This is a genomic window from Solemya velum gill symbiont, assembly GCF_002020255.1.
GTDB lineage: Bacteria > Pseudomonadota > Gammaproteobacteria > Chromatiales > Chromatiaceae.
Genome location: NZ_MPQG01000022.1, coordinates 26,754 through 36,873, shown reverse-complemented (window position 1 = coordinate 36,873; position 10,120 = coordinate 26,754). Strand labels below are relative to the sequence as shown.

The following is a 10,120-nucleotide window of genomic DNA, read 5'->3' as shown; positions in this document are numbered from 1 at the left end:
GGTCTCTGCACACACTCGAGTCAGTGCCGCTGTCAGTGTTGTTTTACCGTGGTCAACGTGGCCAATTGTACCAACGTTCACGTGCGGTTTCGTACGTTCAAATTTTTCCTTGGACACCGTAGCTACCCTCTAAAAAATACTGTTAGGACTATTTCGCTAATTACCTGCAAAACCCGATGGCACTTCGCTGTAATGCGCAAATTCCATCGAGTAGGTGGCTCGACCCTGTGTCGCACCACGCAAATCTGTTGCATACCCGAACATTTTCGCCAGTGGCACTTCTGCGCGAACCAGCTTTCCGGCGGGTGAGTCTTCCATTCCCTGCACCATGCCGCGGCGACTGTTCAGATCGCCAATCACGTCACCCATGTTTTCCTCGGGGGTGACAACTTCAACTTTCATGATGGGCTCAAGCACCACCGGGTCTGCAGTTTTTGCGCCTTCTCTGAAGCACATTGAGCCGGCGATTCTGAATGCCTGCTCAGATGAGTCAACATCATGAAATGAACCATCAATCAGGGTCACCTTGATGTCTACCACCTGATAACCGGAGTTAATTCCGCCGGTCATCGCGTCCTGCACACCTTTGTCGACCGCCGGAATATACTCCTTTGGTACGACACCGCCAACGATGTCGTTGACGAACTCATAACCAGCTCCGGACTCCTGCGGCTCTATCTTCAGCCACACATGGCCATACTGACCGCGACCGCCCGACTGGCGTATAAACTTACCTTCGTGCTTGACCGCCTTGCGTATGGTTTCACGGTAGGCAACCTGCGGCGCACCGACATTTGCCTCAACATCAAACTCACGCTTCATGCGGTCAACGATAATCTCCAGGTGCAATTCACCCATACCCGAGATGATCGTCTGGCCCGATTCCTCATCCGTACGTACACGGAAAGAAGGGTCTTCCTGGGCCAACTTCGACAGGGCTACCCCCATCTTGTCCTGGTCCGCCTTGGTTCTCGGCTCAACCGCAACCGATATAACCGGTTCCGGGAAGTCCATGCGTTCCAGGATAATCCTGTTGTCGATATCACACAGGGTCTCACCCGTCGTAATATCCTTGAGACCAACTGCCGCGGCGATATCGCCAGCACGCACTTCCTTGATCTCATCACGGTGATTGGCATGCATCTGCAAAATGCGTCCAACCCGCTCCTTCTTACCCTTAATCGGGTTAAAAACCGTATCACCAGATTTCAGCACACCCGAGTAAACCCGGAAAAACGTCAATGTGCCGACAAATGGGTCGGTTGCGATCTTGAAAGCCAGTGCCGCAAATGGATCATCATCTGTCGGGTGGCGCTCTGCCACGCTTTCGTCCTTGTCATCAAGATGCCCCATGATCGCCGGGACATCGACCGGTGACGGCATATAGTCGATAACTGCATCGAGCATTGCCTGTACACCCTTGTTCTTGAAGGCAGAGCCACAGAACATCGGCGTGATCTCGTTGGCAAGTGTCCGAATACGGATGCCCTGCCTGATTTCATCTGCGGAGAGTTCACCCTCTTCAAGGTATTTCTCCATCAGTTCATCAGATGCCTCGGCGGCAGCTTCTACCATCTGCTCACGCAGTTCCGCACATTGGCTCTTGAGATCTTCCGGGATATCGTGTTCTTCGAACTCGATTCCCATGCCCTCTTCCTTCCAGTAGATCGCCTGCATCTTGACCAGATCGACGACCCCTTTAAAATTTTCTTCTGCACCGATATTCATCTGCATCGGTACCGGTGTAGCCCCCAGACGCTCTCGCACCTGTTCGACTACCCTTAAAAAGTTGGCGCCCATGCGATCCATCTTGTTGACGAATGCGATGCGCGGCACGCCATACTTGCTCGCCTGGCGCCAGACTGTTTCGGATTGCGGTTCAACACCGCCTACCGCACAGAAGACTGCACAGGCACCATCGAGTACACGTAACGAACGCTCCACCTCGATGGTGAAATCGACATGCCCGGGCGTGTCGATAATATTGATACGGTGCTGGTCGTACTGCCGCTCCATACCACTCCAGAAACAGGTCGTTGCTGCCGAGGTGATGGTAATTCCTCGCTCCTGTTCCTGCTCCATCCAGTCCATTGTTGCCGCACCGTCATGGACTTCACCAATCTTGTGAGACACTCCTGTGTAATACAGGATCCGCTCTGTCGTGGTCGTTTTACCCGCATCGATATGGGCCATAATGCCCAGGTTTCGATAGCGTTCTATTGGAGTCGAACGTGCCACGACCCGATCTTCCCCGGTTTCCCTGGTTTGCTGTTACCAGCGGTAGTGTGAGAACGCCTTGTTGGCTTCAGCCATACGGTGCGTATCTTCACGTTTTTTAACTGCTGATCCACGCTGCTCGGTCGCATCCATCAGCTCACCGGCAAGACGCTGCGCCATGGATTTTTCACTACGCCTGCGTGCTGCATCGATAATCCAGCGCATTGCGAGTGAGTCACGACGAATCGGACGTACTTCAACAGGAACCTGGTAGGTTGCACCACCAACACGGCGGGATTTAACCTCTACCGCAGGGCGTACATTTTCCAGTGCAGTTTCAAGCGCTTCCATTGGGTCACCGCCTTTTTTGTCGGCGATCTGGTCAAGCGCGTTATACAGAATGCTTTCTGCAACAGATTTCTTTCCGTCAACCATTACCATGTTGATGAACTTGGTCAACAACTGGCTTCCGAACTTAGGATCGGGCAGGATTTCACGGCGTGCTGCTACTCGTCTTCTGGCCATTTTCTCAATCTCTCTCTAATTAGCTCTTGGGACGCTTCGCACCATACTTGGAGCGACCTTGACGACGGCTCTCAACACCAGAGGTATCGAGTGTGCCGCGCACGGTGTGATAACGCACACCTGGCAAGTCCTTAACACGACCGCCACGGATCAGGATCACGCTGTGCTCCTGAAGGTTATGTCCCTCACCACCAATATAACTGGTGACTTCATGACCATTCGTCAGGCGTACACGAGCAACCTTACGCAGTGCCGAGTTCGGCTTCTTAGGGGTTGTTGTATATACGCGAGTGCAAACACCACGCTTCTGAGGACACGCCTCGAGCGCAGGCACGTTGCTTTTAGCAACCTTGCGCTTACGTGGTTTGCGTACTAACTGATTAATTGTTGCCATTTGCTTCTCTTCTCTTTCACAGCGCCACCCTGGGCGCCAGATACATGCAGAAAACCATTTCTGCGCGCAATAAAAAAACGTTAACCAACCCTCTCCAGCCTGTCGCTATCGACCCGCTAGATAGTAAGTCATTGATTCAATTCTATATTTTACAAGGCTGCTATTCTCTCTTCAGCTGCCTTGTCCTCTCCCTTCAGACAGTGCCGGGGAGAAAGACCGCGAATTCTATGCGCCTCATGACCACTTGTCAACGACAAACACGGAAAAACCGGGGAATATTTCAAATATTTGACGGCTGTCACACCCTCAGGATTCGATCTCGATATGGAAGGGAATATGAATCAGGCTGTTTTCATCAGAAATTGTTAACAAAAACTCCCACTGCATACGCTTCAGAGTACAGATTGGCAGCATGAAGTCTGCATGATCAACCTGTTCGTCGCCGGGCTTAAAGTTGAAGCGGTTGAAGCCCATATTCATATTAATGCCGGTCGCTTCAAGCGTGGTTGCGTGCCATTTCCCTGTGGCAGTCACTTCTGCCTGCAGCGGCTTCATCGGCTTAATGGCATCCTTCGGCAGAATCTGCATCTGAACCTGCGACCCATCCGGCAGTTCTGCCATACACGCCTGCAAAGAAGGCTCGCAAGCGATCGGCTCGAGAGTCACACTCGGAAGAGCCGTATCACCCGGAGCGGGTGTATCTGTCAGAAATCGCCCTGCCAGCAGGGCTGCCGCGAACAGAACAATAATTAGCGCAATCTGCTTCACATCCAGAGTCTCAGTGTTTCATGTCGGCCAGGTGAGAAAGCCACAGTGCAGCGCCCAGAAAAGCGATACCGAAAGCAAAATAGAGCAAATCGAGTGGTGTATTAAAGTCCATGCCCAGCGCAAATTCGAAGTAGCGCACGATCAGGATCATCAGTACAACCTTGGCAAGGCGCGCCTTGAGATCATCGAGGCTGTTGATAACCAGCACCTTTGACGAGGTCCCGGACTCTTCTGCCTGGCCTATTTTACAGATGAACAGTTCGTAAAGTCCCATACCAAAAATCAACAGCACGGTTGCGAGCAGGTAACCATCGACCATCTCGACTACATGGGTGACCGTCTCCGCCCTCAATTCGACACGATCAACCGCCGTCAGCTCAGGCGAGCCATAGTTCAGAACATGTGTGACAAGAATCCAGGCATCGACTGTTGACATATAAAAAAGCGCGATCGCAGAGACAAGGCTCGATACAACCGCTAGTAGTACGACAAGGCGCGACGACCAGATCGCACCCTCAAACCAGCGTCCAATCATAATAATCTCAGTCCAGTAGTTTTAGCATATAAAGGTATTCTAACCCGGCTTGCGCTGGCATGGACAATCAATTGCATAAAGTACGGGAGGCTCCACGTCAATGCGCAGAGCAGACAATTCACCGCCCCACAGGCACCCCGTGTCCAGTGCCCATGTATTGGCTTCATGGTGATAACCGAGCATCGACCAGTGTCCGAACAGCAGTTTGATATTCTCCGATTGTCGCCCGGGTACCAGGTACCATGGCAAAAGCCCCTTCTTCTGGGAACCCGGCGCACCCTTCTCATCGAGAGCCAGGTGTCCATCCTGCGTACAGAAGCGCAGTCGCGTAAAGCAGTTGGTAATAAAGCGGAGACGTTCCTGCCCGCCCAGATCCTCGCTCCAGAGGTTCGGTTTGTCGCCATACATCTCGGCAAAATAGTGCTCTCTGCAGCGTTGATCGGCAAGCACCGACTCCACCTCCTGTGCACAGGCGAGAGCCTGGGTCAGGTCCCATTGTGGCGGCAAACCGGCGTGTATCAGGCAGAAGTCAAATTCCGGGGTCGTATGCATCAAGGGGCGCAGGCACAGCCACTCGAGTAACTCGTCGCGATCAGGCGCATCAAAAATGGGCTGAAGATCATTTTTCAGCTTCTTCTTGCCCCCCGTACTCCAGGTCGCGAGCAGATGCAGGTCATGATTGCCGAGCACACATACCGCGCTGTCCCCCAACTCCTTGACGAAGCGCAGAACTTCCAGTGACTTGGGTCCGCGATTGACGAGATCGCCTGCGAACCAGAGCTGATCCTGTTGTGCGTCGAATTCGATATGCTCAAGGAGGCGCTGTAATTCATCAAAACAGCCCTGCACATCGCCGATTACATAAGTTGCCATGCATGCCCCGGATTATTCATTCGCAACCAAGTATACATACTCTCAACCCCGATGGAATATGCTAATCTTGAATTTTGCAGCGGGCATCACAGAAGAGGAATAGCAGAGGCATGAAAGCACGAGTCAAATGGGTCGAAGGCATGATGATGGTAGGTGAATCTCCAAGCGGCCACGGGGTTGTTATGGATGGACCTCCCAACCTTGGCGGTCAAGACCTCGGTGTTCGTCCAATGGAGATGTTATTGCTCGGCATGGGCGGCTGCACCCAGATTGATGTGATGATGATCCTCAACAAGTCCCGTCAACAGGTCTCCTCCTGCGAAGTCATCCTTGATGCGGAACGTGCAGACGAAAGACCGCAGGTTTTCACGCGTATCCACGCCCACTTTATCGTCAAGGGACGCGACCTTAGCGAAAAACACGTCAAGCGAGCCATCGAGTTGAGTGCCGAAAAATACTGTTCAGCCTCAATCATGCTCGGCAAAATGGCGAAAATAACCCACGATTATGAAATTATCGAGGAGGATTGATCATGAGACCGGAAAAAATGCTTGGAATGCGCCATGTCGCACTCTTCGTGCGCGATCTCGAGGCGTGTGAAAACTTCTATATCAATCTGCTCGGCATGGAGCTCGAGTGGCGTCCTGACCATCAGAACGTCTACCTGACGTCGGGCAGTGACAACCTGGCGCTGCACCAGGCATCCACGGAGCACCAAAGGGATGAAGCCGGCCAGCGACTGGATCATATCGGTTTCTTCGTCAACGCGGCTGAAGAGGTCGACCGCTGGTTCGAGTTCCTGCAGGATCATGATGTCAAAATGCGGACTAAACCACGCACGCATCGTGACGGCGCGCGCAGCTTCTACTGCTACGATCCGGATGGCACACATGTACAGATCATTCACCACCCGCCGGTCAGCCAGTGGGAGGCATTGAGGGGTGTTAACTGACCGGGAAATGTGAAATGCACTTTTTCCTTGCCCTGACAGCGACTTGGGCATAAAGTGCGCCCCGGTTTAATATTCACCCAGGTTCGACGTCGATGGCGAGAAAGCGCAAACTCAAACTGCACGGGTTTAACAACCTGACAAAAACACTGAGTTTCAACATCTATGACATCTGCTATGCAAGAAGCAAGGAAGAGGTCAGCTCATATATAGAGTATATAGACGAGGCATATAATGCCGAGCGCCTGACCAATATCCTGACGGATGTTGTCGATATCATCGGTGCCAATATCCTCAATGTCGCCCACCAGGACTATGATCCGCAGGGCGCCAGCGTCACCATGCTAATCTCCGAGGAACCGATTGCAGCTGAAAAGCTCTCCAACACCGAGGCACCGGGCCCTCTTCCCGACAGTGTTGTGATGCATCTGGACAAAAGCCACGTGACCGTGCACACCTACCCAGAGAGCCACCCGGAAAACGGCATCAGTACCTTCCGTGCCGATATTGATGTTTCGACCTGTGGACGTATTTCACCCCTGAAAGCGCTCAACTACCTGATCCACTCGTTTGACTCAGACATTGTCACGCTCGACTACCGCGTGCGAGGCTTCACCCGCGACGTTAACGGCAAAAAACACTTTACCGATCACAACATCAACTCGATTCAGAATTATCTCGCTGCTGACACCAAGCGGCGCTACCAGATGATCGACGTCAATGTCTACCAGGAGAACCTGTTCCATACCAAGATGCTACTCAAGGATTTCAATCTGGACAGCTACCTGTTCGGCGTCGATGCCGATGACATCCCTCCCAAGGAACAGCGCTTGATCGTCGAGGCACTGAAGCGCGAAATGCTCGAAATATTTTACGGACGTAACATTCCGAAAGGGATGAAATTGATGTGAAGCGCTTACCCCATCATTAGGGCAGGGGCACCCATTCGACACGGGTATCGATCGAGCCATCGTCGTTTAACTCTATCACCCTGTAGCCAGGCGGCCTGTCATCAAAATCCGATTCTTCCGAAAAGGGTACGAACTGTACGCAGGTAGAAGGCGTGCCCAGCATCCTGATACCTTTGTGTATGCAGTCCAGTTGTTGATGAATATGTCCGCAAACCACGCCGCGTACGCGTGCTGATGTCCCGACTGCATCCCAGAAAAGATCACTGTTCTCCAACCCGATATCATCGAGCCAGACAGTACCGACCGGATAAGGGTGGTGATGCATGAAAATCAGAATATGGCTGGCACTGGTCGATGAAATGGTCTCGATGAGATTATCCAGTTGCTCCTGGCCCAGGGAGCCATGTACCTCACCTGGTACCGAGGTATCGAGAAACACCAGCTGCCATTCACCAAGTTGCAGTTCACCGCAGCAACTCACGCTACCGTCACTGAAACTGGCCGACATCATGGCTCTGTCGTCATGGTTACCGGGAAGAGTCACTACAGGGGCATCAAGCAGCGACACCATTTGTCCGAAGCGGTTGTATATCTCCGGATGAGGATCCTGTGCAAGATCGCCGGTTGCCGCAATCAGTGCAGGGATTTGCCCACGATTTTTGATACTGGCAAGTACTGCTGCCAGTGAATCGTCCGTATTGACACAGGACTGCCTGATTTCACCGGGCTCCCGGTGCATGTGCATATCCGTAATCTGGATCAGTTGCATCAGTCTGTAGACTCCCAACCACTAGAACAGGCATTATACTCTATTGAATACCGGTAACCGGCAAGCTGATATAACACCTGAATGGCAACAAGTATGAATGATGAATTGACCCAGGCAACAAACCTGCAACAACTTGGGAACGAGGTGAAACGCAGCGGACGACCTCTCCTGCTCCTCTTCACACAGGAGCACTGCGACTATTGCCATCGCCTCAAGGAAGAGATATTCCTTCCCATGAATCGAAATGCGGCGGAACGCGAACGCGTCCTGATCCGGGAGGTCAGCATTGATTTGGGTAACGAGATAACCTATTTCGATGGTACCGTGGAAGAGGGCTACCTGTTCTTCAAGGAGTACGGTCTTTTCGTCACACCCACTGTCATTCTGCTTGATTCGACCGGAACGCAAATCGGCAAGCCGTTACTCGGCGCCAACACGCTGGAGATGTACGGCTGGTATCTCGACGTGGCGATCGATGACGCCCGCCAGACAATATTAGCCAATCAGAAGTAGCGCGCCAGTTCGACCTGCACGAAACTGTCTTTCTCGAAAGCAGCCAGTGGATCATTCACATCCACGTCAGCAAACAGCTGCGCCTCGACACTCAGCTTGTAATTCTGCCCGATGCGGCGGCTCGCCTCGACCCTGAAGGTTTTACTCGAATGGTCAAGATCGATAATGGCACCAGCCAGCAGCTCACTGCTCTGGGCATCGTTGAGCGTCAGGCGTGCACCAACGAAAAGATCATTCTGAAACGGGGCCTGCCCATCAGTGCCACGTGAATCATAGAGGTATTCACCTATCACCCCGAGGTCCAGCGCAGAGTCGTTGATACCGACAAAGGTGTACTCAAAACCACCGGTGGCCGCCCAGTAGTCTTCGACACTGGTACTACGATGCACTGCCTCCAGCTTCCACAACCACGCTTCGCCGGTGTACTGCAACTCGAGACCTGCCTGCTGCAACTGGTAATAGTATGGGGCAAGCAGCTCAAGTGGCTTGTCCGGGTGAGCAATAAAACCAGGCTCACGCGAGGTACCGTCAAACCACGACAGCGCATAGTCGACATTGCCGAGATAGCCGTTCCAGCGCAGTGAATAATCGAAATGGCGCTGTTCGTCATCCGACTCATAGGCAGCACTGTCGGTATCAACCGGCATCGAGGTACGTAAACGGCCATTGATGCCGGGAAAGGTACGCTCACGAAACCAGGGCATGAGGAAAACATCGATACTCCCGGTATCAAACACACGCGTGACCCGAACCATCGGCTGGCCAAGTTTCTCTTCACCGTCTACGCTCTCGACCAGGTCAGTCTGGTTGATGATATCGACCAGGTGCTGCGACTCGGTAACGCCCCAGAACACCTTGCTGATTCCGGCACGAAATTCCCAGCCATCCATGACGTGGAGATAACTGAGTTCACGGATATCTGCATGGGTACGTTCATCATCCATGCTGTCGAGACGCACGAAGGGAATAAAGGTAAAACCATCCTTGCCGTCATTCCACTGGTGACGATATTCCGGCTGGAAGCTGAGTGAAATCCCTTCGCTCCCCTGCCCTTGCCACTGTGGACTTGAGGTGAAATAACGGCCTTCAACGGCGATATTGCCTGACCAGTCAGCGACAGCAACAGATGAGAGAAGCGGCAACAGGCCGGCGAGTAGTATTGATTTATATTGAGTCATATTTTTTTCAGATGTCGTCTAGATCCAACGGCGCACGCGCTCCTTGTACTGCAGATACTGGCCGCCAAACTTCTCCTCGAGAATACGTTCCTCGTGTTGAATCTGCTGTGTGTTGAGCAGCCACACAAATATCGGCAGCAGCATCCACGGAAGCAATTCACCGAGCAGAATCGCCCAGCCAGTCAGGAGAAGAAGCAGGCCGAGGTACATGGGGTTACGCGTAACCCGGTACATGCCGCCAGTAACAAGGGAGGAGGTTTCATGTAACCGTAACGGATGAAAAGTGGTTTTCGCCCTGAGAAAAAGTCCAAGCGACCAGAGGTCGATACTGATCGCAATTGCCATAACGATATAGCCGAACCGGTTCCATGGATCAGGAATCAGTTCAACAATCGGAAAGCCATTTGCTACCGCCCACATCGCTGCGGCAAAGAGGAGCGCAAATACGGGTGGAAATATTTTTGGCAGCGGCTGTTGCATCATTCTCT

Annotated in this window: 14 protein-coding genes; 4 read left to right on the top strand and 10 right to left on the bottom strand. The window is 52.6% G+C overall.

Annotation, left to right across the window (positions count from 1 at the left end; translation table 11 throughout):
- The 7 genes from BOW06_RS11920 to BOW06_RS11890 form a co-directional block, all read right to left on the bottom strand.
- The coding region (locus tag BOW06_RS11920; protein WP_230209594.1) for a GTP-binding protein at positions 1 to 117 on the bottom strand (117 nt) is incomplete at its 3' end.
- A gap of 39 nt (positions 118 to 156) precedes the next feature.
- Entirely contained in the window at positions 157 to 2,238 is a 2,082-nt protein-coding gene (gene fusA / locus BOW06_RS11915; protein WP_043117679.1) for an elongation factor G, read from the bottom strand.
- Positions 2,239 to 2,271: 33 nt separating this feature from the next.
- On the bottom strand, positions 2,272 to 2,742 hold the full coding sequence (rpsG, locus tag BOW06_RS11910; RefSeq protein WP_043117681.1) for a 30S ribosomal protein S7: 471 nt from the start codon (positions 2,740 to 2,742) through the stop codon (positions 2,272 to 2,274).
- Between the two features lie 19 nt (positions 2,743 to 2,761).
- Positions 2,762 to 3,136: a 30S ribosomal protein S12 gene (gene rpsL / locus BOW06_RS11905; protein ID WP_043117683.1), complete on the bottom strand. Its 375-nt coding sequence runs from the start codon at positions 3,134 to 3,136 to the stop codon at positions 2,762 to 2,764.
- A gap of 306 nt (positions 3,137 to 3,442) precedes the next feature.
- A complete protein-coding gene (locus tag BOW06_RS11900) occupies positions 3,443 to 3,904 on the bottom strand; it encodes a hypothetical protein (RefSeq protein WP_043117685.1) in 462 nt (153 codons plus the stop codon).
- A 10-nt stretch (positions 3,905 to 3,914) separates the two neighbouring features.
- Positions 3,915 to 4,439: a YqhA family protein gene (locus tag BOW06_RS11895; RefSeq protein ID WP_078454790.1), complete on the bottom strand. Its 525-nt coding sequence runs from the start codon at positions 4,437 to 4,439 to the stop codon at positions 3,915 to 3,917.
- A gap of 39 nt (positions 4,440 to 4,478) precedes the next feature.
- The gene (locus BOW06_RS11890; protein WP_078453512.1) at positions 4,479 to 5,312 is read right to left on the bottom strand and encodes a symmetrical bis(5'-nucleosyl)-tetraphosphatase; all 834 of its coding nucleotides are present in this window, start codon (positions 5,310 to 5,312) and stop codon (positions 4,479 to 4,481) included.
- A 110-nt stretch (positions 5,313 to 5,422) separates the two neighbouring features.
- On the opposite strand from BOW06_RS11890, the gene BOW06_RS11885 reads away from it, so the two are divergent.
- From BOW06_RS11885 to speD, 3 genes are all read left to right on the top strand, one after another.
- Positions 5,423 to 5,842, top strand: coding sequence for an OsmC family protein (locus tag BOW06_RS11885; protein ID WP_078453513.1), 420 nt, complete (start codon positions 5,423 to 5,425; stop codon positions 5,840 to 5,842).
- A 2-nt stretch (positions 5,843 to 5,844) separates the two neighbouring features.
- Positions 5,845 to 6,264 carry a VOC family protein gene (locus BOW06_RS11880; RefSeq protein ID WP_043117691.1) on the top strand — a complete coding sequence of 140 codons (420 nt, stop codon included), beginning with the start codon at positions 5,845 to 5,847 and terminating at the stop codon, positions 6,262 to 6,264.
- A 92-nt stretch (positions 6,265 to 6,356) separates the two neighbouring features.
- Positions 6,357 to 7,172 (top strand): adenosylmethionine decarboxylase, encoded by an 816-nt coding sequence (speD, locus tag BOW06_RS11875; protein ID WP_043117693.1) that lies wholly within the window; start codon positions 6,357 to 6,359, stop codon positions 7,170 to 7,172.
- A 16-nt stretch (positions 7,173 to 7,188) separates the two neighbouring features.
- On the opposite strand, the gene cpdA is transcribed toward speD, so the two are convergent.
- The gene (cpdA, locus tag BOW06_RS11870; protein ID WP_043117695.1) at positions 7,189 to 7,941 is read right to left on the bottom strand and encodes a 3',5'-cyclic-AMP phosphodiesterase; all 753 of its coding nucleotides are present in this window, start codon (positions 7,939 to 7,941) and stop codon (positions 7,189 to 7,191) included.
- 81 nt (positions 7,942 to 8,022) lie between these two features.
- Between cpdA and BOW06_RS11865 the strand changes: the two genes are divergently transcribed.
- Positions 8,023 to 8,454: a thioredoxin family protein gene (locus BOW06_RS11865; RefSeq protein WP_078453514.1), complete on the top strand. Its 432-nt coding sequence runs from the start codon at positions 8,023 to 8,025 to the stop codon at positions 8,452 to 8,454.
- Here BOW06_RS11865 and BOW06_RS11860 read toward each other — a convergent pair.
- Positions 8,445 to 9,632, bottom strand: coding sequence for a hypothetical protein (locus BOW06_RS11860; RefSeq protein WP_043117696.1), 1,188 nt, complete (start codon positions 9,630 to 9,632; stop codon positions 8,445 to 8,447). The genes BOW06_RS11865 and BOW06_RS11860 overlap by 10 nt on opposite strands.
- Positions 9,633 to 9,650: 18 nt before the next feature.
- Positions 9,651 to 10,115 carry a methyltransferase family protein gene (locus tag BOW06_RS11855; protein WP_230208777.1) on the bottom strand — a complete coding sequence of 155 codons (465 nt, stop codon included), beginning with the start codon at positions 10,113 to 10,115 and terminating at the stop codon, positions 9,651 to 9,653.
- Positions 10,116 to 10,120 lie beyond the last annotated feature (5 nt).